This window comes from Nocardia sp. NPDC055029, assembly GCF_053608525.1.
In genome coordinates this window covers 65,262-89,832 of the sequence record NZ_JBSGVQ010000024.1, presented here as the reverse complement: position 1 = coordinate 89,832, position 24,571 = coordinate 65,262, and the positions used below count along the sequence as shown (strand labels likewise).

Annotated in this window: 22 protein-coding genes; 11 read left to right on the top strand and 11 right to left on the bottom strand. The window is 69.0% G+C overall.

What is annotated here, in order from left to right:
* Positions 1-13: 13 nt before the first annotated feature.
* A complete protein-coding gene (locus ACWF9G_RS21005) occupies positions 14-883 on the bottom strand; it encodes a hypothetical protein (protein WP_452517194.1) in 870 nt (289 codons plus the stop codon).
* Positions 884-1,113: 230 nt separating this feature from the next.
* Between ACWF9G_RS21005 and ACWF9G_RS21000 the strand changes: the two genes are divergently transcribed.
* Positions 1,114-1,716 carry a DUF2867 domain-containing protein gene (locus tag ACWF9G_RS21000; RefSeq protein ID WP_452517192.1) on the top strand — a complete coding sequence of 201 codons (603 nt, stop codon included), beginning with the start codon at positions 1,114-1,116 and terminating at the stop codon, positions 1,714-1,716.
* A 44-nt stretch (positions 1,717-1,760) separates the two neighbouring features.
* Positions 1,761-3,245 (top strand): AAA family ATPase, encoded by a 1,485-nt coding sequence (locus ACWF9G_RS20995; protein WP_379309525.1) that lies wholly within the window; start codon positions 1,761-1,763, stop codon positions 3,243-3,245.
* A gap of 4 nt (positions 3,246-3,249) precedes the next feature.
* Here the strand turns inward: ACWF9G_RS20995 and ACWF9G_RS20990 are convergent, their stop codons facing one another.
* The gene (locus ACWF9G_RS20990; RefSeq protein ID WP_379309524.1) at positions 3,250-4,251 is read right to left on the bottom strand and encodes a methylenetetrahydrofolate reductase; all 1,002 of its coding nucleotides are present in this window, start codon (positions 4,249-4,251) and stop codon (positions 3,250-3,252) included.
* Positions 4,252-4,532: 281 nt separating this feature from the next.
* On the opposite strand from ACWF9G_RS20990, the gene ACWF9G_RS20985 reads away from it, so the two are divergent.
* The 4 genes from ACWF9G_RS20985 (at position 4,533) to ACWF9G_RS20970 (ending at position 10,072) form a co-directional block, all read left to right on the top strand.
* On the top strand, positions 4,533-5,687 hold the full coding sequence (locus tag ACWF9G_RS20985; protein ID WP_452517230.1) for a polyprenyl synthetase family protein: 1,155 nt from the start codon (positions 4,533-4,535) through the stop codon (positions 5,685-5,687).
* A gap of 7 nt (positions 5,688-5,694) precedes the next feature.
* A complete protein-coding gene (crtI, locus tag ACWF9G_RS20980) occupies positions 5,695-7,269 on the top strand; it encodes a phytoene desaturase family protein (protein WP_452517190.1) in 1,575 nt (524 codons plus the stop codon).
* A 101-nt stretch (positions 7,270-7,370) separates the two neighbouring features.
* A complete protein-coding gene (locus ACWF9G_RS20975) occupies positions 7,371-9,023 on the top strand; it encodes an alpha-(1->6)-mannopyranosyltransferase A (protein ID WP_452517188.1) in 1,653 nt (550 codons plus the stop codon).
* Positions 9,020-10,072, top strand: coding sequence for a phytoene/squalene synthase family protein (locus tag ACWF9G_RS20970; protein WP_452517186.1), 1,053 nt, complete (start codon positions 9,020-9,022; stop codon positions 10,070-10,072). Before ACWF9G_RS20975 ends, ACWF9G_RS20970 begins: the two co-directional genes overlap by 4 nt.
* Before the next feature lie 12 nt (positions 10,073-10,084).
* On the opposite strand, the gene ACWF9G_RS20965 is transcribed toward ACWF9G_RS20970, so the two are convergent.
* Entirely contained in the window at positions 10,085-10,444 is a 360-nt protein-coding gene (locus tag ACWF9G_RS20965) for an ArsR/SmtB family transcription factor (RefSeq protein ID WP_379309520.1), read from the bottom strand.
* Between the two features lie 90 nt (positions 10,445-10,534).
* On the opposite strand from ACWF9G_RS20965, the gene ACWF9G_RS20960 reads away from it, so the two are divergent.
* Positions 10,535-12,715, top strand: coding sequence for a heavy metal translocating P-type ATPase (locus ACWF9G_RS20960; protein ID WP_452517184.1), 2,181 nt, complete (start codon positions 10,535-10,537; stop codon positions 12,713-12,715).
* A 107-nt stretch (positions 12,716-12,822) separates the two neighbouring features.
* Here ACWF9G_RS20960 and ACWF9G_RS20955 read toward each other — a convergent pair whose 3' ends face one another.
* Positions 12,823-13,191 (bottom strand): Rv2175c family DNA-binding protein, encoded by a 369-nt coding sequence (locus ACWF9G_RS20955; protein WP_379309518.1) that lies wholly within the window; start codon positions 13,189-13,191, stop codon positions 12,823-12,825.
* Positions 13,192-13,351: 160 nt separating this feature from the next.
* On the opposite strand from ACWF9G_RS20955, the gene pknB reads away from it, so the two are divergent.
* Positions 13,352-15,289 (top strand): Stk1 family PASTA domain-containing Ser/Thr kinase, encoded by a 1,938-nt coding sequence (gene pknB / locus ACWF9G_RS20950; RefSeq protein ID WP_452517228.1) that lies wholly within the window; start codon positions 13,352-13,354, stop codon positions 15,287-15,289.
* Positions 15,290-15,362: 73 nt separating this feature from the next.
* On the opposite strand, the gene ACWF9G_RS20945 is transcribed toward pknB, so the two are convergent.
* Positions 15,363-16,748, bottom strand: a complete 1,386-nt coding sequence (locus tag ACWF9G_RS20945) for a class II 3-deoxy-7-phosphoheptulonate synthase (RefSeq protein ID WP_379309516.1) — start codon at positions 16,746-16,748, stop codon at positions 15,363-15,365.
* Positions 16,749-17,028: 280 nt separating this feature from the next.
* Between ACWF9G_RS20945 and ACWF9G_RS20940 the strand changes: the two genes are divergently transcribed.
* On the top strand, positions 17,029-17,526 hold the full coding sequence (locus tag ACWF9G_RS20940; protein ID WP_379309528.1) for a polyadenylate-specific 3'-exoribonuclease AS: 498 nt from the start codon (positions 17,029-17,031) through the stop codon (positions 17,524-17,526).
* 65 nt (positions 17,527-17,591) lie between these two features.
* Here ACWF9G_RS20940 and qcrB read toward each other — a convergent pair whose 3' ends face one another.
* From qcrB to ctaE, 4 genes are read right to left on the bottom strand one after another with little or no spacing between them, the layout of a single operon-like run.
* Entirely contained in the window at positions 17,592-19,217 is a 1,626-nt protein-coding gene (gene qcrB, locus ACWF9G_RS20935; protein WP_379309515.1) for a cytochrome bc1 complex cytochrome b subunit, read from the bottom strand.
* The gene (gene qcrA / locus ACWF9G_RS20930) at positions 19,214-20,353 is read right to left on the bottom strand and encodes a cytochrome bc1 complex Rieske iron-sulfur subunit (protein WP_379309514.1); all 1,140 of its coding nucleotides are present in this window, start codon (positions 20,351-20,353) and stop codon (positions 19,214-19,216) included. The genes qcrB and qcrA overlap by 4 nt, the downstream gene beginning before the upstream one ends.
* The gene (gene qcrC, locus ACWF9G_RS20925; protein ID WP_379309512.1) at positions 20,350-21,213 is read right to left on the bottom strand and encodes a cytochrome bc1 complex diheme cytochrome c subunit; all 864 of its coding nucleotides are present in this window, start codon (positions 21,211-21,213) and stop codon (positions 20,350-20,352) included. The genes qcrA and qcrC overlap by 4 nt, the downstream gene beginning before the upstream one ends.
* A gap of 55 nt (positions 21,214-21,268) precedes the next feature.
* Entirely contained in the window at positions 21,269-21,880 is a 612-nt protein-coding gene (gene ctaE / locus ACWF9G_RS20920; RefSeq protein ID WP_452517181.1) for an aa3-type cytochrome oxidase subunit III, read from the bottom strand.
* Positions 21,881-22,128: 248 nt separating this feature from the next.
* Between ctaE and ACWF9G_RS20915 the strand changes: the two genes are divergently transcribed.
* Both ACWF9G_RS20915 and trpD read left to right on the top strand, forming a co-directional pair.
* The gene (locus ACWF9G_RS20915) at positions 22,129-22,548 is read left to right on the top strand and encodes a hypothetical protein (RefSeq protein WP_452517179.1); all 420 of its coding nucleotides are present in this window, start codon (positions 22,129-22,131) and stop codon (positions 22,546-22,548) included.
* 93 nt (positions 22,549-22,641) lie between these two features.
* Entirely contained in the window at positions 22,642-23,703 is a 1,062-nt protein-coding gene (trpD, locus tag ACWF9G_RS20910) for an anthranilate phosphoribosyltransferase (RefSeq protein WP_452517177.1), read from the top strand.
* 9 nt (positions 23,704-23,712) lie between these two features.
* Here the strand turns inward: trpD and ACWF9G_RS20905 are convergent, their stop codons facing one another.
* Both ACWF9G_RS20905 and trpF read right to left on the bottom strand, forming a co-directional pair.
* The gene (locus ACWF9G_RS20905) at positions 23,713-23,988 is read right to left on the bottom strand and encodes an Lrp/AsnC family transcriptional regulator (protein ID WP_379084093.1); all 276 of its coding nucleotides are present in this window, start codon (positions 23,986-23,988) and stop codon (positions 23,713-23,715) included.
* 4 nt (positions 23,989-23,992) lie between these two features.
* Complete coding sequence (trpF, locus tag ACWF9G_RS20900; protein WP_379309508.1) at positions 23,993-24,544, bottom strand: phosphoribosylanthranilate isomerase; 552 nt, start codon at positions 24,542-24,544, stop codon at positions 23,993-23,995.
* Positions 24,545-24,571 lie beyond the last annotated feature (27 nt).

Sequence of the window (24,571 nt, the reverse complement as noted above, 5' to 3'; positions counted from 1 at the left end):
GTGTCGCGTGGATTCAGTCGAAAAGATCTGCTGTCGTGGCAGCGTCGATCGCGCGCCGCAGCCAGCTGTCGAGCTGAGCCAGATCCCGGCACTGCTCGATCCGGGCCCGCTGATCCTCCGTGACAGCGATTCGACGCGCGCTGAGGACGGTGATGATGCTGGCCGCGACGCCCTCCTCGCGGCCTTCTTCACGCCCCTCTTCGACATATTTGCGGGCGATTCGGCCCTGGTATTCGTAGGTCATCGTCATCAGTTCCTCCAACCGTCGGCTGGCCGCCTCGGACAACACCTCGTCGACCAGGTCATGGTACATCCGTGCTCGTTCGTCGTCGGTCTTCGTCAGGCCTACCAAGAGCGCGGTGAAGACCGCCTCGGCGTGGGGGCCGTTGCCGTGTGCCATGGCCGAAAGGACTGCTCGCTCCGGCGATGATGCGGCCTCCAGTGGGTCGGTGACGATCGGCATCCGGTCCGGTCCGACGATGAGTGGACGCAGCGCGAATCCCGGGTGGCCGATGTCGATCGGTTTGGCCGCCCAGGTGGCCACGCTGGTGTTCGGCACGACGACCAGAAGCACCACCGGGCAACGCAATCGGGCTCGCAGAGTTGTCAGGTATACCGGCCAGCTCCACTGTTTGTGGGGCTTCTCCGAGAGCTGGACCTCGACGCAGATACCGAGCACGGCGGCGCCGTCGGCGTTGTGGAGACTCAGCGCCAGGTCACCGCGGAACTCCTTGGGCCCGATATCGGAGAAGTCGCACTGCTCGGTGGTCGCCGCGGTGTAGCCGGGGACTGCGATCCCGCAGACCTCGGTGATCAGCGCCGGAGCCAGTGTCAGGTCGGCACGGAATAGTTCCAGAACACCTTCGTGCAGGTAGCTGGGCATGACCGGCACCCTAGGTCGTGGGGCGGGTGGGGAGCCAGTGCCGATCGGCGGGTCTGGTATGCCACGCCGTTGCTGTCCGAAATTTCCACCGGCTCAATGACTTACCCGACCGCAGGTCGGGTGCAGCCGACATGTCAAGCCTTCCTTTGTCACACGGGTCGTCTCTATACGTAGGCGTATATCAGGAGTAGCCTCTTCTCCATACGCATCCGTACGGATAGGGGTTTCTCATGCGGCTTCCCGCAGCGGCGCATACCGATCGACCGTGGCGCATCCACGAGATCGCCGGGGATTTCGAGGTCGAAGACGTGTGGCGGTATCGGACGCCCGGCGGCAGGGTGGACGACTTTCCCGCGTTGCTCGCCGCGTTGCAGGCGGCGAGGGCGTCCGATTCCTCGGGGATCAGCGGGCTGCTGTTCAAGATCCGCTGGAAGCTGGGTGAGGTGTTCGGGTGGGATCGGGAGTCGGCCGGAACCGGGAGCAGGGTGGAATCGCTGCGGGATCGGCTGCCCGCCGATCTGCGGGATACACCGTGTCCCGACGACACGGGCAGCCCGTTGACCAGCGTGTACGTCCTCGACGACGAGTACGCCGCGGAGATCGCCAACGGCACCATGCATGGCGTCATGCACCTGGGCTGGGTGCCCGATGAGACCGGTCCGGGCTACCACCTGCAGATGGCGGTGCTGGTGAAGCCGAACGGCCTGTTCGGCCGCGCCTACATGGCGTTCATCAAGCCGTTCCGGTACCTGATCGTCTACCCGGCGATGACCAGGAGCTGGGAACGCGCCTGGAACGAGCTGACGGCTGCGCGCCGAGCGGGCCACCATTAGGAGTACACTTCTAAGGACTGCACTCCTAATGACTGGGGAAGGTCTTGACGAAGCCGGACTATCTGTTCGACCGCGACACCGAGTGGAACGCCCTGGTCACCTTCGCGTCGCGAACGGCGCCGACGGCGATGCTCGGCATCGTCAGCGGGCGGCGGCGTATGGGCAAAACATATCTACTTCGAGCGCTGGCTGAACAGCGGGGCGGTTTCTACTTCGGCGCGACCACCGCGACCGGTGCCGAATCGCTGCGGCAGTTCGGGGCGGCATTGGGTGAGTTCGCCGGCGCTGGCGCGCCCATCGCCTTCGACAACTGGGATCATGCGATCAGCTACCTGTTCGCACTCGGCGCACGAGATCAGACAGCCGACCCGCGGTTGGTCGTTCTCGACGAGTTCCCCTATCTGGTCAAAGCCGTGCCGGAACTGCCGTCGCTGGTGCAGCGGGAGATCGACCGGTACCAGACCGAGCCGAACAATGTCCGGCTGTTGCTGTGTGGGTCCGCGATGTCGGTGATGGGTGGGCTCCTGTCGGCCAACGCACCACTGCGCGGCCGAGCACAGCTCGAACTTCTGGTGCAGCCCTTCGGATATCGTGCCGCCGCCGAATTCTGGGATGCCGCCCACGACCCGGCACTGGCAGTACGGCTGCACGCTGTCGTCGGCGGAACACCCGCCTATCGCAGACAGTTCCTCGCCGACGACGTGCCCGCCTCCGCCGCCGACCTCGACGACTGGCTGTGCCGAACGGTGTTGTCGCCGTTGAGTCCACTGTTCCGGGAGGCCAGGTACCTTCTTGCCGAAGAAGCCGAGATCCGCGACACCGCGCTCTACCACTCGGTGCTTGCCGCCGTCGCTCAGGGACACAACACCCGCGGCGGCATCGCCGGGTACATCGGACGTAAATCGGTCGATATCTCCCACCCGCTGACGGTGCTGGAAGACTGCCACCTCGTCAGTCGCGAACAGGATGTGTTCCGGTCCGGCAAGTCGATCTACCGCATCACCGAGCCGCTGATCTCCTTCTACGAAGCCGTCATGCGCCCGGCTTGGGCCCGCTTGGAAACCGGCCAGGCACAACAGGTGTGGCGCCGATCGACCGAGCGATTCAACGCCCAGGTAGCCGGACCGCACTTCGAACAGATGTGCCGGACATTCCTGTTGACCGGCGGTGTCGACCAGCTCGAGTTGGACACCGAATTCGGTGCGGTCGGCTGCGGCGTGGTGACCGATTCGCACCGGCGGATCCAGATCCAGATCGACGCGGCAGTCACCGAACCCGGCGACGGCGGGCACGCACCCGCGATTTCCCTCCTGGGCGAGGCGAAGTGGGGAACCACCGTCGGCATGAACCACCTCGAACGACTCGCTCGGGCCCGCACCTTGCTGACCGAACGCGGATGGAATACCGCAGCCTGTCGGCTGGCACTGTTCAGCGGTGCTGGATTCAGTGACGCGCTCCAGCAGGAAGCCGACCGCAATCCCGAGGTCGCGCTGATCGGCGTCGACGACCTCTACGTCTGCCCGGACTGACCGGCTACGCGCTGAGCGGGGCCGCTGTGACCCCGTAGCCGAGGTTGGTGAGGACCTCGCTGGTGGCCTTGGCGAAGTTGAGGGTGATGAAGTGCAGGCAGGGGGCGCCCTCGTCGATGAGGCGCTGGGCCATTTCGGTGGCGATCTGGATGCCCTCGGCGCGGACGGCGGCCTTGTCCTCCTCGGGGCCGGTGCCCGCGGCGCGGGTCAGGCGTTCCATCACCGCGGGGGCGAGGGGGCGGCCGCAGAGTTCCTCGGCGCGCTGGACCGTGCGCAGCGAGGTGATGGGCATCAGCTCGGGGATGATCGGCTTGGCGCCCTCGATCGGGTCGGCGGCCAGCACCCGGTCGCGCAGGCGCAGGTAGTGGTCGACGTCGAAGAACATCTGGGTGATCGAATACTCCGCGCCCGCACGCAGTTTCGCGGCGAGGTGGCGGGTGTCGTGGTCGAGGTCGGGCGAGCGGTGGTGGCCCTGCGGGAACGAGGCGACGCCGACGTGGAAGTCGCCGAGGTCGCGCACGATGCGCACCAGTTCCTCGGCATACTCGACGCCCTCGGGGTGCTTGCGCCATTCACCGAGCGGATCGCCGGGCGGGTCGCCGCGCAGCACGAGCAGGTTGCGGATGCCCGAGTCGGCGTAGGAGCCGACCAGCGCGCGCAGTTCACCCATGCTGTGACCGACGGCGGTGAGGTGGGCGACCGGCAGCAGGGTGGTCTCGGTGGCGAGCTCGCCGGTGATGCGCACGGTGCGGTCCTTGGTGGAGCCGCCCGCGCCGTAGGTCATCGACACGAAGGCCGGGTGCATCCGCTCGAACTCGCGGACCGCACGCCACAGCCTGGCCTCGCCCGTCGCGTCACGTGGCGGGTTGAACTCCACCGAGAACGGCACGCCGCTGCCCGAATGAGTGCGCAGGCTCTGCACCACCGAGGGGGTGTTCGAGACGATCGGCTGCTTCTGGGCGGGTCGATCTGGGGTCGAACGTCCCCGTCCATTGTCGAAAGTCACCGGTTCAGTGTAGTGGGGCGGCATGACACCGCTGCGCGCACCGGGAACCGGGCGGCCCGCGGCAGTCCGGAATCGGGCACGGACCAGCCGATCGACCGTCAAGTCCGATGGACACGCGCCGATCGTGGCGCCAGACGCCGCCGAATCGCCAGGTGTGGGGTCGGTCGCAGCGGCCGTGTGCGCCGACGACACCCCCGCGCCACCCGCGTATTCTGCGACCAGACGCCGGTGATCGCATCGCAGCGTGCGACCCCGGTCCATCCGCTCGCCCACTTCCGCACCTGGAGGCCACCCTGTCCGCCGGAATCGGTACCCCGCTTTCCCGGTCCGTCGCCGACACGGCGGCCTCGGTCGACTTCGTCACGCTCACGCCGGGCACGCCCGCCTTCGTCGCCGCGGTCGAGCAGGTGCTGGCCGGTTTCTTCGCCACCCGGCGCGAGATCGTCGACCCGCTCGGGCCGGTGTTCGTCGACGCCGCCGAGGCGCTGGAACAGTTCGTCATCCGCGGTGGCAAGCGGACCAGGCCGGGCTTCGCCTGGACCGGCTGGCTCGGCGCAGGCGGCGACCCGGCCGGGCCCGACGCCGCCGCGGTGCTGACCGCCTGCTCGGCGCTGGAACTGGTGCAGGCGTGCGCGCTGGTGCACGACGACATCATCGACTCCTCGCAGACCCGCCGCGGTTTCCCGACCGTGCACATCGATTTCGAGGACCGGCATCGCGCGGCGGGCTGGCCCGGTGACGGCGCCGAGTACGGCAGGGCCGTTGCCATCCTGATCGGCGACCTGGCGCTGGCCTGGGCCGATGACCTGGTGCACGAGGCCGGGCTGACCCAGGCCGCACTGGCCAGGTTCGCGCCGGTGTGGGCGCGGATGCGGACCGAGGTGCTCGGCGGGCAGCTGCTCGACATCAACGGCGAGGCCGGTGGCGACGAATCGGTCGAGGCCGCGCTGCGGATCAACCGGTACAAGACCGCCGCGTACACGATCGAACGGCCGCTGCACCTGGGTGCCGCGCTGGCGGGCGCCGACGACGATCTGGTGGCGGCGCTGCGGATCTACGGCACCGACGTCGGCATCGCCTTCCAGCTGCGTGACGACCTGCTCGGCGTGTTCGGCGACCCCGCCGTCACCGGCAAGCCGTCCGGCGACGACCTGCGCGAGGGCAAGCGCACGGTGCTCATCGCGGAGGCGCTGCGGCGGGCGGATCCGGAGTCGGCGGCACTGATCCGCACCGGGCTCGGCACCGACCTCGACGACGCGGCCGTGGACCGGCTGCGCGCCCTGCTCACCGAGCTCGGCGCGGTCGACGACGTGGAACGCCGCATCACCGAGCTCACCGACACCGGACTGCGCGCCGTGGCGGCCAGCAGCGCGACCACGCAGGCCAAGCAGTTGCTGCACGACATGGCGCTGGCCGCCACCCGCCGCGCGGCCTGAGGCTGATATGAAAAACGTTGTGGGACAAGCGAATCATGTCGTCGTGGTCGGCGCGGGACTGGCCGGGCTCGCCGCGGCGCTGCACCTGCGCGGCGCGGGCGTCGAGGTCACGGTGCTCGAACGGGCCGACCATCCCGGCGGCCGGGTCGGGCGCTACCGGTTCGACGACTACGAGATCGACAGCGGCGCCACCGTCCTCACCCTGCCGGAACTGATCGACGAGGCGCTGGCCGCCGTCGGGCACTCGCGCGAGAGCGTCGGCCTGCGTATCCACCGCCTCGCGCCCGCCTATCACGCGCGCTACGCCGACGGCAGCGACATTCGCGTCTTCGACGACGCCGCGGCGATGGCCGCCGAGGTCGCCGACACCTGCGGACCTGCCGAGGCGGGCAACTACCGGCGGCTGCGTGACTGGCTGGGCCGGATCTACGGCGCCGAATACGACGAGTTCATGGACGCGAACTTCGATTCGCCGCTGGACCTGGTGCGCAGCCCGCGCTCCCGCGCCTCGCTCGCGACGCTGGTCCGGCTCGGCGGTTTCGGCAGGCTGGGGCCGCGCGTGCGCTCGTACCTGCGCGACGAGCGCCTGGCCAGGCTGTTCACCTTCCAGGCGCTCTACGCGGGGACGGTGCCGGACAAGGCGCTGGCCCTCTACGGCGCGATCCCCAACATGGATACCTGCCTCGGTGTCTTCTTCCCGGAGGGCGGCATGCGCGCGATCACCGCCGCGCTCGCCGAGGCGTTCGTCGCCGCCGGTGGACGGCTGGTGCTCGAGGCCGAGGTCGCGGGCATCGACTACACGGCGAGCGCAGGCACGTCGCGGCGCGCCGAGGCCGTCCGCACCGTCGACGGCCGCGGTTTCGCGTGCGATGCCGTGGTCCTCACCGCCGATCTCGGTTCGCTGCCCCGGTTCGGCCTGCGGTATCGCCGTGGTTTGCGGGCCTCGCCGTCGGCGGTGGTCGCGCACGGCACCGTGCCCGCCGAGGTCGCCGCGCAATGGCCGGTGCAGGCGCATCACACGATCGATTTCGGCGCCGCCTGGGCGATGACGTTCACCGAGATCTCCGCGCGCCGCGGGCGGGGGAAGCTGATGCGCGATCCGTCGCTGCTGCTGACCAGGCCCGCGCTCACCGATCCCGGCCAGTTCGTCGACCGCGCCGACGGCAGGCACGAACCGCTGTCGGTCCTCGCGCCGTGCCCGAACCTGGACGCCGCGCCGCTGGACTGGGATCGCCTCGGCCCCGCCTATCTCGGCGAGCTGCTCGCGGAGCTGGAACGGCGCGGCTACACCGGCATCACCGAACATTTCCGGGTCGACCACGTCGACACACCGGCGACGTGGGCCGCCCAGGGCATGATCGCGGGCACACCGTTCTCGATCGCGCACCTGTTCCGGCAGACCGGCCCGTTCCGGCCACGCAATCTGCCAAGGGGCGTGGACAACGTCGTTCTCGCAGGTTGTGGCACCACTCCGGGGGTGGGTGTGCCCACCACGCTGCTGTCGGGCAAGCTGGCCGCGGCACGAATCACCGGCAGCCGGGCGCGCAACGCGACCGACCACCGGGTTAGTGTTCCAAGTTGAAGCCGTAAACTGACGGCCGAATTATCAGCTCGCGGTTGCGACCGCCGACCATCCGGGGGGACCGACCGAACATGCCGCCCCCCGAGACGACCGTAGGCCCCATGGACACCACGCGCACCCTCGAGCCGCAGCGCCATATGCCCACCGGGACCGATCCCGGCGTCCGGTCCTGGCTGCGCACCGCAGGCGACTTCGCCCGTAGCCCCGAAGGCCACGCGGCCATGATGGGCTTCTTCGGCGCGATCATGATCACGTTCGGCGGTTTCGGCGCTGGCGCGGTCCGCAAGCGTGACCCGCTGCTCGAAGCCCTGCACCTGTCGTGGCTGCGATTCGGGCACGGCTACGCGCTCTCGACGGTCCTCATCTGGGCCGGCGTGCTGATGATGATCACCGCGTGGGTTCGCCTAGGCCGCACCACCATCGGCAAGGACTCCGCGCGGGTCACGCTCAACGAGCTGCGCGCGATCGTCGGCATCTGGATCACGCCGCTGCTGTTCGCGGCGCCGATGTTCAGCCGCGACGCCTACTCCTACCTCGCCCAGGGCGCCCTGCTGCGTGATGGTTTCGACCCGTACCAGGTGGGTCCCGTCGCCAATCCCGGTGTGCTGCTGGACAACGTGAGCCCCGTCTGGACCACGACCACCGCACCCTACGGTCCGGTGTTCCTGCTCATCGGCCGCGCGATCACCATGATCACCGGCGACAACGTCATCACGGGGACCATCGCCCTGCGGTTCGTGATGCTGCCGGGCCTGGCGCTGATGATGTGGGCGGTCCCGTACCTGACCAAGCATCTCGGCGGCAAGCCGACGGTGGCGCTGTGGCTGGCAGTGCTCAACCCGCTGGTGCTGATCCACCTCATCGGTGGCGTGCACAACGAAATGCTGATGGTCGGGCTCATGTGCGCGGGCGTCGCGCTGGTGCTCGAACGTCATCATGTGGCGGGCATCGTGGTGGTCGCCATCGGCGTCGCGATCAAGGCGACCGCGGGCGTCGCACTGCCGTTCCTGGTGTGGATCTGGATTCTGCACGAGAAGGAACGCCGCGCCGCCGCGCATCGAACAGACTCCGACGTCGGGACATCCGAGGACCAGAAGCACCCGGACGCGGCCCGGCCGTCCGCCGATATGCCGCATCCGCTGTTCGTGTTCGCCAAGATCGCCGGCATCGGCGTCGGCGTTTTCGCACTGGTATTCGGCGCCGCGTCGGTGATCGCGGGAGTCGGCTTCGGCTGGGTCACCGCACTGCAGGGCTCGAACAAGATCATCAACTGGCTGTCGCTGCCGACGATCCTCGCGCACATCGGCACCTGGGATCAGAATCCGTCGGGGTCGGTGCTCGGGGTGATCCGCACCCTGTGCCAGGTCGCCCTGATCGCGGTGCTCGTCGCGACCTGGTGGCGGTTCCGGCACAGCGAGCGCGAGGCCGTGATGGGCATCATCATCGCGTTCGTCGCGATCGTGCTGCTCTCCCCCGCCGCATTGCCCTGGTACTACTCGTGGCCGCTGGCGCTGGCCGCGGGGTTCGCGCTCTCGACGCTGACCTTGCAGTGGCTGGTCGGAATCTGCACCTGGTTGATGCTGGTGTTCCAGCCGGACGGATCGATCGGGCTGTACAACTTCTGGCACGTCGCGTTGGCCGTCTTCGCCGCCGTCGTGGCTGCGGTATCCCTGCGTCATGTGGACCCGCTGCACCTGCGTTCAGCCCGTTCCCGTGCGGTCGTCAAGGAACCGGCACCGCCTGTTCGGGCATGAGTGGTCAGCGCCAGGAGAAGGCAGGGCACGGCCACCCGAGCGTGCCGAACGCAGACGCCACCGACCGTCTAGCCGCCGGCGCGGTGACCGGTCTCGAGGCGGCGTACGCGAGCTGCCGACGCATCGCCGCCGAGCACGGGCGCACCTACTACCTGGCGACCACCTTGCTCACACCACCGCGGCGACGGGCGGTGCACGCGCTGTACGCCTTCGCGCGGATGGTCGACGACATCGTCGACCACGCCGACAACCCGGCACGCGTGCTCGATCCGCGCGACGGCGCGCACGCGGCGGTGCCGGACGGCCCCGCCGAGATCAGCCCCGCCCAGCACCTCGACCTGGTGGAGAAGCAGCTCCGGCTCGCGCTCGAACACGGCGACATCGACACCGGTGACCTGCGCCGCCGCCAGATCCTCACCGCGGCCGCCGACACGATCCACCGCTACGACATCGCCCGCACCCACTTCTGGACGTTCCTCGACGCCATGCGCATGGACGTCCCCGGCACCACCACCCACCGCACCCGCTACGCGACGATGACCGAGCTGCGCGAGTACATGCGCGGTTCAGCGGCCGCCATCGGCCTGCAGCTGCTGCCGGTGCTCGGCACCGTCGTCCCCGTCCCCGAGGCCGAACCCGCCGCGGCGGCGCTGGGCGAGGCGTTCCAGCTCACCAACTTCCTGCGCGACATCGCCGAGGATCTCGACCGCGACCGGATCTACCTGCCTGCCGACGAGCTGGCCGCCTTCGGTGTCGACGAAGCCCACCTGCGCGCCTGCTGTGCCACAGGGCGCACCGACCAGCCGCTGCGCCGGGCGCTGGCCCATCTGATCGCCGTCAATCGCGATATCTACCGCCGCGCCGAGCCCGGTATCGAACTGCTCGAGCCACGGGTGCGCCCGGCGATCCGCACCGCGACCGTGCTCTACGCCGAGATCCTCGACCGGATCGAGGCGGCGGATTTCCAGGTGTTCGAGCGGCGGGCGACCGTGCCCAACCACCGCCGGATCCTGGTCGCCGCCAAGGGCTTCGCTACCGCGCGCCGCTGACGCGGCACCTGGTCAGCCCGCGATCTCGGGGCGCTCGGCGAGACCGAGGCGCAGGTGCTCGCTGTGGTAGACGGCCTCGTCGAGCAGTTGGGCGACGTGCTGGTCGTAGAGGCTGTAGACGATGCTGCGTCCGGCGCGGGTGCCGGTGACCAGGCCCAGATTGCGGAGCAAGCGCAGCTGATGGGAGACGGCGGACTGTTCCATCCCGACCGCCTCGGCGAGTTCGGTGACCGGGCGCGGGCCCTGGCGGAGTTCGGACAGGATCAGCAGCCTGCTCGGTGTCGCCAGCGCCTGCAGGGTGGTCGCCACGTGCGCGGCGGCGGCAGCGTCCAGCCGTGTCGCCGGGCGGTCACCTTCCACACCGTGTCCCATGGCGTGGAGCTTAGCGGACAGTAACACATGAAAACCTCTTCATATGATCTGTTATTCTCGGGTCCTCGTTTCCCGCCTCGGAGGTGCCCTGTGGTCTCGTCCACCGCCACGCCCACTCGTCCGGCCGTCACCGCCTCGCGCGGTCCGACCGTGCGGACCCGGCTGTTCGCGATCCCCGAGATGCGCTGGGCCGCCGCGGCGACCGCGCTGTTCGCGCTCGGGCTGGCGGCGAAGCTGACCGGTGGGCCGTCGTGGTTGTGGTGGTCGCTACTGCTGGCCTGCTACCTCACCGGCGGCTGGGAGCCCGGCCTCGACGGTCTGAAAGCCCTGCGGGACAAGACACTCGACGTCGACCTGCTGATGGTGGTGGCCGCGATCGGAGCCGCGGCGATCGGCCAGATCGTCGACGGCGCGCTGCTCATCGTCATCTTCGCCACCTCGGGCGCGCTCGAAGCGCTGGCCACCACCCGCACCGAGGATTCGGTGCGCGGGCTGCTCACGCTGGCGCCCGATACCGCGACTCAGCTCACCGGCGACGGCGAACAGACGGTCGCCGCGGCCGATCTCGCAGTCGGTGACGTCATCCTGGTCCGGCCCGGCGACCGGATCGCCGCCGACGGACGCGTTGTCGACGGGGCGAGCGAGGTCGACCAGGCCACCATCACCGGCGAACCGCTGCCGGTGGACAAGACGCCCGGCGACGACGTGTTCGCCGGGACGCTCAACGGCACCGGCGCACTGCGGGTCCGCGTCGAGCGCAGGGCCGAGGACTCCGTCGTCGCGCGGATCGCGGCGCTGGTCGAAGAGGCAGGCCGCACCAAGGCGCGGACCCAGCTGTTCATCGAGAAGATCGAGCAGCGCTATTCGGTCGCCATGGTCGTTGCCACTCTCGCGGTGTTCCTCGTCCCACTGATTCTCGGTGCGGCGCTGCGGGATTCGCTGCTGCGCGCGATGACGTTCATGATCGTGGCCTCACCGTGCGCGGTGGTCCTGGCCACCATGCCGCCGCTGCTCGCCGCCATCGCCACCGCGGGGCGTCACGGTGTGCTGGTGAAGTCGGCGGTGGTGATGGAACAGCTGGGCGCGACAACGCGCGTCGCGTTCGACAAGACGGGCACGCTGACCCGGGGTACGCCGGAGCTCGCGAAGATCCACCCGCTGAAAGGCAGCCTGCTCTCCGAGGACCAGATCCTGCGGCTGGCGGCTGCCGTAGAGCACCCCAGTGAGCATCCGCTGGCCGCAGCCACCGTGCGTGCCGCCCGTCAGCGTGGTCTCTCGATCCCCGCCGCCATCGACTTCGCCGCCCAGCCGGGTCGCGGCGTGTCCGGCCTGGTCGACGGCAGCTTCATGCGCGTTGGCTCTCCGGTTGGTCTCATGGACTGCGAAAACGGCGCGTGCGGCACCGGCTCGCCGCTTGTACCCGCGGACGGCGAATGCGGGGCGCACGAAGCGCCCGGCACCGGCTCGCCCCTTGTCCACACGAGCGGCGAAACCGGCGACCCGAAGGCGCTCGCCACTGGCTCACCGGCTGTGCTCGCGAGCGGCGACCCCGGTGGCCACCGAGCGCCCGGCGACCGCTCGCCGCAGCTCTCCGCTACCAGGAACCTCGTATCGATCGTGCAAGCGCGCGGACGCACCGCGGTGGTCGTACTCCGCGATGACGAACCGATCGCAGTCCTCGGCTTCACCGATCAGATCCGTCCCGAGGCCGCAGGCGCCGTCGCCGCCCTCACCGAATCCACCGGCAGCGCACCGGTTCTCCTGACCGGCGACAACCATCCCACCGCCGCGCAGCTGGCCCGGCAGGTCGGGATCTCCGACGTGCGCGCCGAATTGCTCCCGCACGACAAGGTCGCGGCCGTGCGTGCGCTGGAAGGCGACGGTGCGCGGGTGACCATGGTCGGCGACGGCATCAACGACGCACCCGCGCTGGCCGCCGCCCACGTCGGGATCGCGATGGGTGGCGCGGGCTCGGATCTCACGCTGCAGACCGCCGACGCTGTCGTCGTCCGGGACGATCTGACCACGATTCCCGCCGTGATCGCACTGTCCCGGCGTGCCCGCCGGGTGGTCCTGGCCAATCTCGCCATCGCCGGCGGCTTCATCGGGGTCCTGGTCGTCTGGGACCTGGTCGGGCATCTGCCGCTGCCCCTCGGCGTTCTCGGGCACGAGGGCTCCACCGTCATCGTCGGGCTCAACGGCCTGCGACTGCTGCGCTCGTCCGCTTGGCGCCGTGCGATGGGCCAGGCTCAGGACGACGGCCGGTTGTAGCCGACCACCACCGCGCTGAGCTTCACCGAACGCTTCGACGGCCTGATAGCGACCGATCAGCGCGATAGTGAACGTTCAGCGCGGTGCCCTCGAGCGGTGCGCCGGGTTCAGAAGGGTTCGGCGGCGGCGCGGCGGACGACTTCGCGGGCCAAGGGGCCGTGCAGGGCGTCGACGGGGCGGCCGGGGAGGGAGTCGTCCTCGGTGTAGATCCAGCGCAGGATGTCCTCGTCGCTGTACTTGCCGTCGCGCATCACCGTGATCAGGCCGGGGAGCATCCGGACGATCTCGTCGTTGTCGTCGAAGAACCGGGACGGAATGCCTGCGACACCGTTGCGGCGGATCGCGAGAATCTGGTGGTCACGCAGCAGCTGGTGCACCGCGGTGACCGGGATACCGAGTATGTCGGCGGCCTCGGGGAGCGAGACGACGGTTTCGGTGTCGGGCAGCACATCGTCGCTGCAGGGAAAGGCACTCACCCGAATAACCGTAGTACGTGTGGGCTGGCCCGCATCGGCTGGCATGCCATCATCACCCGGTTACGATCGTGGTGGCCGCACACGGTGGCCGTTCGCTTGTCGCAGTGTCGCGAGGGGTGAGAAGTTTGTGAAAGCCGGAGGACATCACTTGATCGGCCAGATGCTGGAAGGGCGCTATCGCATCGATGCGCCGATCGCCCGCGGCGGGATGTCGATGGTGTTCCGGGGAACCGATACCCGGCTGGATCGCCCGGTGGCGATCAAGGTGATGGATCCGAAGTTCGCCGGGGATCCGCAGTTCCTGACCCGCTTCGAGTTCGAGGCGCGCGCGGTCGCGAAGCTGAAGCATCCGTCGCTGGTCGCCGTGTACGACCAGGGCGTCGACGGCGAGTACCCGTTCCTGATCATGGAATTGGTCGAGGGCGGCACGCTGCGCGAACTGCTGCGCGAACGCGGCCCGATGCCGCCGCACGCCGTGCGCGCCGTCGCCGAGCCGGTGCTGCGCGCGATCGGCACCGCCCACGACGCGGGCCTGGTGCATCGCGACGTCAAGCCGGAGAACGTGCTCATCTCCGACGCGGGCGAGGTGAAGATCGCCGACTTCGGCCTGGTCCGGGCGGTCGCCGCCGCCAACACCACCTCCGCCAGCGTCATCCTCGGCACCGCCGCCTACCTGGCCCCCGAGCAGGTGACCACCGGCACCGCCGACGCCCGCTCCGACGTGTACGCCTTCGGCATCCTGGTCTTCGAACTGCTCACCGGCCGGGTGCCCTTCACCGGCGACAACTCGCTGTCGGTGGCGTATCAGCGGGTCGAGAACGACGTGCCGCCGCCGAGCCAGTTCATCGGTGGCGTACCGCCGGAGTTCGACGCGCTGGTGGCCAGGGCCACCTCCCGTGACCCGCAGCAGCGGTATGCCGACGCCAACGAGATGGCCGCGCACCTGCAGACGATCGCCATGGAACTCACCCTGCCGCCCTACCGGGTTCCCGCGCCGCGGGATTCGGCCGAGCACCTCAGCGAGAGCTACCGCACCGGCGACGCGCACCATCCCGGCGACCGGCCACTGACCCCGAATCCGGTTGCCGCGCATCCTGTTCCTGCGCCCGACCAGCGGCCCCAGCACACCAGGGTGGTGACCGCGCCCCGGCCACGACCCGACGAGTACCAGCAGGCACACTCCCCCGCCTCGCCGCACAACCCCTTCGCGGCGAACGAGACCAATTCCCGCCGCACCGGCGTGGTGTGGGCGGCGATCGTCACCGCGCTGACCCTGCTGGTCGGGATCGGCGGCTGGTGGCTCGGCGTCGGCCGCTACACCGCGGTGCCGCCGATCGCCGGGATGGACTCCGAGCGCGCCGTCGCGGTGCTGCAGGAGGCGGGCTTCGAGACCGTGCTGCGCAACAAGGCGTCGGACACCATTCCGGTGGGCGGCGTGGTCGGCACCGATCCGTCGGCGGGCTCGCGGGTCACCAAGAGCTCCACGATCGCGGTGCTGATCTCCAACGGCAAGCCCCGGGTACCCGATATCAAGCCGGGCGACCAGATCAGCGCGACCAACCAGGCGATCCGCGACGCGGGCCTGCAGCCGATCGACAGCGGCGAGGCGGCCAGTACCGCGCCGAAGGGCTCCTTGGCCAAGGTGGAGCCGGCGCCGGGCACGATCCTGCCGATGGGCGCGCAGGTGAAGGTCTACCGCAGCAAGGGGTCGCAGCCGGTCAACGTGCCCGATGTGCGCGGCAAGACCGCCGAGGAGGCCGCCCGCGCCCTGACCAGTGCCGGGCTGACCGTGCGCGAGACCCGCGTGCAGTACGACAAGAGCGTCGAGGGCGACAAGGCGATCGGCACCGACCCTGCCGTCGGCACCACCCTGCAGTCGGGCGACAGCGTGACGCTGATCGTGTCGAGCGCGGTGAAGGTGCCCAATGTGATGGGTCAGACCGTCGGCAACGCCCGCTCCAAGCTGCAGCAGCTGGGTCTCCAGGTGGAGGTCAAGTCCCTCACCGATTCCGACAGCTCCCTGGTGATCGGCCAGGTGCCTGGCTTCAACTCGAATGTGGAGGCGGGCAGCGTCGTGACGCTCACCGCCCTGCCTTGAAGAGATCGGGACAAGGACAAGGAAAAGCCCGGGCGCGGTCATCGCTGACCGCCCCGGGCTCGTCCCGCAGGAATCAGCGCAGCATTTCAGCGACCAGGAAGGACAGTTCCAGCGACTGCTGGGTGTTCAGGCGCGGGTCGCAGGCGGTCTCGTAGCGATCCTCGAGGTCGAGGTCGGAGATGTCCTGCGCGCCGCCGAGGCACTCGGTGACGTTCTCGCCGGTCAGCTCGATGTGCAGGCCGCCGGGGTGGGTGCCCAGGGCGTGGTGCACCTCGAAGAAGCCCTGCACCTCGTCGACGATGCGGTCGAAGTGGCGGGTCTTGAAGCCGGTCGAGGACTCGTGGGTGTTGCCGTGCATGGGGTCGCACTGCCAGATCACCTGGTGGCCGGTGGCCTGGACCTTCTCGATGATGGGCGGCAGCACGTCGCGGACCTTGCCGTTGCCCATCCGGGCGACCAGGGTGAGCCGGCCGGGCTCGTTGTTCGGGTCGAGGCGCTCGACGTACTCCACGGCCTGGTCGGGCGTGGTGGTCGGGCCGATCTTCAGGCCGATCGGGTTGGCCAGCAGCTCGGCCAGCGCGATGTGGGCACCGTCGAGCTGGCGGGTGCGCTCACCGATCCACAGGAAGTGCGCGGACAGGTCGTAGAGCAGCGGCTCGCCGGTCTCGCTTTCGCTCAGCCGCAGCATCGCGCGCTCGTAGTCGAGGACGAGGGCCTCGTGCGAGGCGTAGATGCGGGCCGACTTCAGGCTCGGGTCGTTGACCTGGCAGGCGGTCATGAACCGCAGGCCGCGGTCGATCTCCTCGGCCAGCGCCTCGTAGCGGGCGCCCGCGGGCGACTGGGCGACGAAGTCGCGGTTCCAGTCGTGCACCTGGTGCAGGTCGGCCATGCCTGCGCTGGTCAGCGCGCGGACCAGGTTCATCGCCGCGCTGGCGTTGGCGTAGGCGCGGACCAGGCGCGACGGGTCGTGGCGGCGGACCGCCTCGTCGGCGACCAGCGAGTTGACCATGTCGCCGCGGTAGGACTTGAGGCCGAGCGCGTCGACATCGGAGGAGCGCGGCTTGGCGTACTGGCCCGCGATCCGCGCCACCTTCACCACCGGCAGGCTCGCGCCGTAGGTGAGCACGACGGCCATCTGCAGCAGGGTGCGGATGTTGCCGCGGATGTGCGGTTCGGTGTTGTCGGCGAAGGTCTCCGCGCAGTCACCGCCCTGCATGAGGAACGCCTCACCGCGCGCGACGGCGGCGAGCTGGGATTTGAGCTCCTCCACCTCGGCGGGCAGGCAGATCGGCGGCACGCTCTCGAGCACGGTGCGCATCGTCGCGGCCTCCTCGGCGTCCCACGACGGCTGCTGCAGGGCGGGCCGAGCCAAGGCGGCGTCGAGTCGGCTGCGCAATTCCGCGGGCAGCGGCGGCAGTTCCGGCAGGCGGTCAATGGGTACGTCGACGGTCCAGGTCACCAGATCAGAATACGTAACCCGCGCGCGGAACCCCACCGCCGGGCCGGTCGGTGCTCAAGTCCGCCGCGCTGCCTTCACGCCGGGCGAACAGGCGAGTTGGTGGACCGCATGCGGGTCGCGACCCGCTCACCCCTGTTTGTTCGCTGTGCGGTCACTGCCTACCCGTGCGCGTCGCGTGCGAACCGCCGACATAGGGTTTCGGTCAACCCATCGTGGGTCACGGACCGCGCCGTCCCGCCGGACGGTCACGGCCGCCCACCGGCACGAAGAGGCGATCTCCCTGCGATATTTCTATGACTCAGAATTCGTCGAGGACGGCGTGACGATCGATCTGATCTCGATCGGCGTCGTCTGCGAGGACGGCCGCGAATACTACGCGGTGTCCACCGAATTCGACGCGGGGCGGGCAGGGCCGTGGGTCCGCAGGCACGTGCTGCCGAAGCTGCCGCCCGCGGGATCGCCGCTGTATCGCACCAGGGAACAGATCCGCGACGACCTGTTCAAGTTCTTCCTGCCCCGGCCCAGCGTGCAGCCGGAGCTGTGGGCCTGGGTGGCCGCCTACGATCACGTCGCGCTGTGCCAGCTGTGGGGTGACATGACCGCGCTGCCCAAGGGCATGCCGCGCTACACCAACGAGCTACGTCAGCACTGGGTCGCGCACGGCAGCCCCGAACTGCCGCCGATCCCCGGCGACGCCCACGACGCGCTGGCCGACGCCAGGCACAACCTGGCCAAGTTCGAGGCGATCGAGGCCTACCGGCGCACCCCGCGCCTCTGAGCCGGAAACAAGGGAAAGGCCCCGAGTCGCATCGACTCGGGGCCTTTCTCGTTGTGCTGACGCGATCAGTGACCGTGCGGCTCGTCACCGTTGGCGCGTGCCTGCTCGTTCGCGAGCGCGGTGAGCATCTTGTGCTCCTCGATGTGCTCGTTCTCGAAGTAGGCGTCGGACTCGGCCTTCGGGTCGGCCCGCAGGAAGCTACCGGTGCCCGGCTTACCCGCCGAACCCAGCTTGTTCATCTTCTTGGGCACCGGGGCGCCCTGGTACTCCAGCGGGATCGCGTGGCCGTGGTCGTCGACCGGGCCGAGCGGCTGGTGCACCTCGATGTACTCACCGTGCGGCAGGCGCTTGATGACACCGGTCTCGATGCCGTGCTCGAGGACCGCCCGGTCACTGCGCTGCAGGCCGATGCAGAACCGGTAGGTCACGAAGTACGCCAGCGGCGGCAGCAGCAGCACGCCGATGCGGCCGATCCAGGTCGTCGCGTTCAGCGAGATGTCGAACTTGAACGCGATGATGTCGTTGACACACGACAGCGTCAGCACCACGTAGAACGCGATGGCCATGGCACCGATGGCGGTACGGACCGGCACGTCGCGCGGACGCTGGAGCAGGTTGTGGTGCGCCGTGTGATCGTTGGTGAGGCGCTTCTCGATCCACGGGTAGGCGATCAGCAGGGTGAACACCAGACCCATGACGAGGGCGACCCAGAACACCGCCGGGATCGTGTAGCGACCCAGGTAGATCTCCCACGGCGGCATCAGGCGCGCCATGCCGTCGGTCCACATCATGTAGAAGTCGGGCTGCGAACCCGCCGAGACCTGCGACGGGTTGTACGGGCCGAGGTTCCAGATCGGGTTGATCTGCAGGACACCACCCATGATGCCGACGATGCCGAGGGTGAACGCGAAGAACGCGCCCTGGTCCGCGGCGAACACCGGCACGATGCGCGCGCCGACCACGTTGTTCTCGGTCCGGCCGGGGCCGGGGAACTGGGTGTGCTTCTGGTACCAGACCAGCGCGACGTGCGCGCCGATCAGCGCCAGGATGATGCCGGGCAGCAGCAGCACGTGCGCGACGTAGAGGCGCGGGATGATGATGTCGCCGGGGAAGTCGCCGCCGAACATCAGCCAGTGCATCCAGGTACCGATCACCGGGATACCGATGGTGATACCGGAGAACGCGGCGCGCAGACCGGTACCGGAGAGCAGATCGTCGGGCAGCGAGTAGCCGAAGAAGCCTTCGAACATCGCCAGGATCAGCAGCAGCGAGCCGATCACCCAGTTCGCCTCACGCGGCTTGCGGAACGCGCCGGTGAAGAAGATGCGGAACAGGTGGATGATGATCGACGCCGCGAACAGCAGGGCCGCCCAGTGGTGGATCTGCCGGACGAACAGACCGCCGCGCACCTCGAAGGAGATGTTCAGCGCGGTCTCGTACGCCCGCGACATGCCGACGCCGCGCAGCGGCTGGTAGGCGCCGTCGTAGGTGACGTGCGCCATCGACGGGTCGAAGAACAGCGTCAGGTACACACCCGACAGCAGCAGGATGATGAACGCGTACAGCGCGATCTCACCGAGCAGGAACGACCAGTGGGTCGGGAAGACCTTGTTGATCGACCGCTTCATGAACGCGGCGGCGCGATACCGCTCGTCCATCTCGTTGGCTTGGTTCGCCACCAGAGTGCTCATGAACGACGCTCCCAGAAAGCCGGGCCGAGCGGCTCGATGAAGTCGCCGTTGGCGACCAGGAAGCCCTCGGAGTTGACGGTGATCGGCAGCTGAGGCAGCGCGCGGGCGGCCGGACCGAAGACCGGCTTACCCCACTCGGTCGCCGAGAACTGCGACTGGTGGCAGGGGCACAGGATGCGGTTGGTCTGCTGCTCGAACAGTGAGGTCGGGCAACCGAGGTGGGTGCAGATCTTCGAGTAGGCGAAGTAGTCGCCGTAGTTGAAGCTCTCCTGGCCCTTGCGCTTGATCGCCTTCTCCGCGTCGGCGGTGCGCAGACGGATCAGCATGACCGCGTTGCGGATGCCACGCAGCGACTGCAGCGTCTCGTGCGCGTCGCCACGCCACTTCTCTTTCCACGGGAACACCGTTTCCATGGCGCCCGCGTCCAGGTCCTCCGGACGGACCAGCACGATGTCCTCGGGACGACCGGTGTCGCGACGGATGTAGATGGTCTCGCCCGGGTAGTCCGGGGTCCAGCCCGACACCCACAGCGGCGACTTGTCGCGCTTGGCCCACGGGTTCTTCACCATGCCGCCGATGAACACCAGCAGCGAGCCGATGCCGAGCACGCCGACGCCGGCACCCGCGGTGCCGAGCATCATCTTGCGACGACCCAGGGTGGAGGTGTCGAGCGCGTCCTGCAGCTCGGCCGCCAGGGTCCGGCGCTCGACCTCGTCCGACGGGCCGTCGTGGCGCTGCTGGATCGAGATCTCGGCGGGGATGAACCGCTTGCGGATCAGCACGACCGCGATACCGATGACCAGCACCGAGATGCCGAAGGTCAGGCCGACGAGCGGGGTGAACAGCGCGTAGGCCTGGTGGCCTTCCTGGCGGTTGCCCTTCCACTCCCACGGCCAGAACAGGAAGACACCGATCAGCGCGGCGGCGGCGAGGCCGGAGATGGCGAACCAGAACGTGACCGCACGCTCGGCGCGCTTCTCGGCGCGGGTGCCTGGCACCGGCCACCGCTCGCCGCGGTACGCGACCTCGACGTCGTCACGCGCGGTACCGAGCTGGACCAGCTCGTCGCGCGTCATCGCGTCCAGTTCGTCTTCGGTCGGTTCCCGACCCATGTCGTTGTGCTCCTGTCCACTCATGTCCGAGATCCGATCCACATCGCGGCACCGACCACGGCGGTGATGCCGATAACCCAGATCGCCAGGCCTTCGGTCGCCGGACCGAAACCGCCGAGGTCCCAGCCGCCGGGCGACTTCTCTTCGGCGGCGTTCTTGACGTAGGCGACGATGTCGCGCTTCTCCTCCGGCGACAGCTGCCGGTCGGAGAACTTCGGCATGTTCTGCGGGCCGGTGACCATCGCGTTGTAGATCTGCGCCTCGTTGGCAGGCGCCAGCGTGGGCGCGAACTTGCCGCTGGAGAGCGCACCACCGCGGGCGGTGAAGTTGTGGCAGGAGGCGCAGTTCATGCGGAACAGCTCCGAACCACGGGCGATGTCGTCGCCACGCAGCGATTCCTGCGCGATCTCGCCGTTGGCGTCGCGGATCACCGAGGGGCCACCGCCGTTGGCGGCGACGTACGCGCCGATCGCGTCGGTCTGATGCGCGTCGAACTTCTCCGGCTTGCGCATCGCCTGGGCTTCGTTGCGGGTCATCGGCATGCGGCCGGTGGACACCTGGAAGTAGACGGCGGCCTCGCCGACGCCGATCAGGCTGGGACCACGTTCTTCCACACCCTGCAGGTTGGCGCCGTGGCAGGTGATGCACGAGGTGTCGTAGAGCTGCTTGCCCTCGCGGATGAGCGCGGACTGATCCTCGTGCGCGGTGGCGATCTGCGGCTCGGGAGTGAGCGCCGTGGCCAGGAAGCCGGCTCCGACCAGACCAACGAGCAACGCGAGACCGCCCGCGATACGACGGCGAACGCGACGCTGCTTACGCGTCTTGGCGGCCTGCCCGTTGCCGGGGCCAGCGGGCTCTGGGGCCGACGGGGGAGATGAACTCATCTGTGTCCCTTTGGAGTAGACGGAACCGACTTGTGCAAATGTTGTGCGCCCGCGCCTAGCGGACGAAGTAGATCGTGGCGAACAGCCCGATCCAGACGATGTCGACGAAGTGCCAGTAGTAGGACACCACGATCGCGGCTGTCGCCTGCGCGGGCGTGAACTTGCTCAGCGTGGTGCGGACCAGCAGGAACACGAACGCGATCAGACCGCCGATCACGTGCAGGCCGTGGAAGCCGGTGGTGATGTAGAAGACCGAGCCGTAGGAGCTGCCTGCGATCGAGGTTCCCTCGTGGACCAGGTTGTAGTACTCGTAGCCCTGGCCGAACACGAAGAAGGTGCCCATCGCCAAGGTGATCAGGTACCAGCGGCGCAGGCCGAACACATCGCCCCGCTCCGCGGCGAACACGCCCATCTGGCAGGTGAACGACGATGCGATCAGCACGGCCGTCACCGGGATGGCGAGCGTCATGTTCAGCTCGGTCGGCTCCGGGGGCCAGTTGCCGTGCGCCTGCGCGCGCGCAACGAAGTACATGGCGAAGAGGCCGGCGAAGAACATCAGCTCGCTCGACAGCCAGATGATGGTTCCGACGCTGACCATGTTGGGCCGGTTCAGCGAATGCACACGCTGAGTAATGGCCGATCCTGGGGTGCCTACTGCGGTCGTCACGGGGTAAGTATGACTCTTCGTAGTACGACAGCTGTACCCGGGTACGAAACTTTGTCGCGCAGGGCGGAAAACCCACGCACAGAGGGGGTCCGCGACATCGGTCGGCGTGTTGGCGACGATCACGTGACGACCTGATCGGCACAGGCGCGTCAGCGCTCCTCAGCTCTTCGCGCACGGCCGGAGCGAATGCGGAGGTACGCCCATTGTGACAGCGTTGGATGTGGATAACCTGAGACGAGGAGGCGGCGATGGTCGTGGTGCGGATGTGGCGGCGGTTGTTCGGTGGAAACGCGCAGGCGCTCGACCCCGCGCGTGCCGATCTGGTCGTGGTCGCGTCGAGTTTCGACGACGTCGAGGCCTGCTCGGCGGTACTGGACCGGGCGACCGGCCTCGACCGGGAGGCCGAGGCGGTGCTGCGCCACCACCTGCGCCTGCCCGCCGGGCAGCTCGACGCGGCCTGTGAGATCGCCGGCTACGACGGCTACACCCGCGCCGAGCCGGTGCGGGCGGCCGACGACGAGCTGGTGCCGATCATCCTGCAGCGGGTGCAGCTGCTCGACCCGCTGAGCTGTTCGCAGGAGCGTTCGCGGATGGCCGGGCTCGCGCAGCGCCACGACGGTGTCGCCGACGGCTGGGACGCGCTGCAACCGCCTCGTCCCGCCCCTTAAACTTGCTCAGCGGCGCAATAGGGTTGCGCACTACAGGCGCGCGCGAGAAGAGTTCGCGCGACGGTGTCGGTCGAGAAGAAGGATGCGGAGCAGATGAGCGTGCGCAGCTGGCCCCAGGTGCTCGGAACCCTCGCCGACGGCGGTGACCTGGCCGCGGACGACACCACCTGGGTGATCGACGAGATCTTCACCGACAACGCAACCGCGGCCCAGATCGCGGCCTTCGGCGTCGCGATGAAGATCAAGGGCCCCACCCCCACCGAGCTGGCAGGCATGGTCGCGGGCATGCTCGGACACGCGCGCCTCGTCCATGTCGACGGCGACGCGGTCGACATCGTCGGCACCGGTGGCGACCGGTCCGGCTCGGTGAACATCTCCACCATGTCATCGGTGGTCGTCGCCTCGGCCGGTGTGCCGGTGGTCAAGCACGGCAATCGGGCCGCGTCGTCGAAGTCCGGTGGCGCCGACGTGCTGGAGGCGCTGGGCGTGCGGCTCGCGCTCGGTCCCGAGTCGGTGGCGCAGTCGGTGCGCGAGGCGGGCATCGGTTTCTGCTTCGCGCCGCTGTTCCATGCCGGGCTGCGCTTCGCCGGGCCCGCGCGCAAGGAGATCGGCATCCCGACCGTGTTCAACGTGCTCGGGCCGCTCACCAACCCGGCACAGCCGCGGGCGGGGCTGATCGGCTGCGCGTTCGCCGACCTCGCGCCGGTGATCGCGGGCGTGTTCGCCGAACGTGACGCCAGTGCGCTGGTGGTGCGCGGGCGTGACGGGCTCGACGAGATCACCACCTCCGACCTCACCGACGTGTGGGTGGTCAGCGGCGGGCGGATCAGGCAGACCGTGATCGATCCGACGCGCCTGGGTATCCCCCGGGTCGAGCTGGACGCGCTGCGCGGCGGCGACGCCGAGGTCAACGCCGGGATCGCGCGCGAGGTGTTCGCCGGGACGCCGGGCCCGGTGCGCGACGCGACCCTGCTGAACTCCGCCGCCGCGATCGTCGCCTACGACCTCTCGCGCGAGGTCGGCGATGCCGACCTGGACCTGGACGCCGCGCTGGCGGGCGGGCTCGAGCGCGCCGCGGCCGCCGTCGACAGCGGCGCGTCGGCCAAGCTGCTGCAGAGCTGGGCCGAACTCACCCAGACCCTCGACGAGTCCTGAGCGAAAGCCTTACTCCCCCAGCGAGAATCCGGCTTCCACGTCGGCGCTCGAATACGACTTGAAGGCGATGTGGGTGGTGGTGCGGACCACGCCTTCCACCTTGTCGATGCCGCTGGTGACCACGTCGGCGATCCGCGCGTGATCGCGGACCCGCACGATCGCGATCAGGTCGACGTCACCGGCGCAGGAGTACACCTCGGCGACTCCTGCGGTGTCGGCGAGCGCCTGCGCGGTCTCGGGGATACGAGAGTTCTCGGCCTGGATCAGCACGATCGCGGTAATCATGGGATCAGCCTAGAACTTCCGGTTGCTCGGTGGCCGCTTTGAACCGTCGCATCAGGTCACGGCTCTTCACGCCGGGCGCCGATTCCACCGAACTGGACACGTCGACGCCGTAGGGGCGGTGGCGGGCGATGGTGTCGGCGACATTGTCGGCGTCGAGTCCACCGGCCAGCACGACCTTGCCCGGCAGCGCGCGCACCCAGTCGGGGAACTCCTCGAAGATCCCGGAGCCCGCGCTGGCGTCGTAGAAGAAGTATTCGCTGGTCTGCTCGGGTGCGGGCGGGGTCGAGGAGCAGAAGGCGAGGTTCGGCAGGTCGGCCCACTGATAGAGCTGCACGACGTCGAACGCGTCGGCCACCTCGGCGACCTCGGCCGCTTCCAGGGCGACCGCGAAGGTGGTGATCCGGCCGCGCGCGTAGCCGGCGAGAGCGCGGGCCTGCTCGGGGGTGCGGTACCGCTTGCTCTTGGGCGTGACCATGACGCCGATCGCCGAGTACCCGAGCTCGACGGCCCAGTCGATCTGTTCCTCGGTAGTCAGGCCGCACACCTTCACGAACATTCGCGCCTTCGCCCTTTCTCCCGCTGT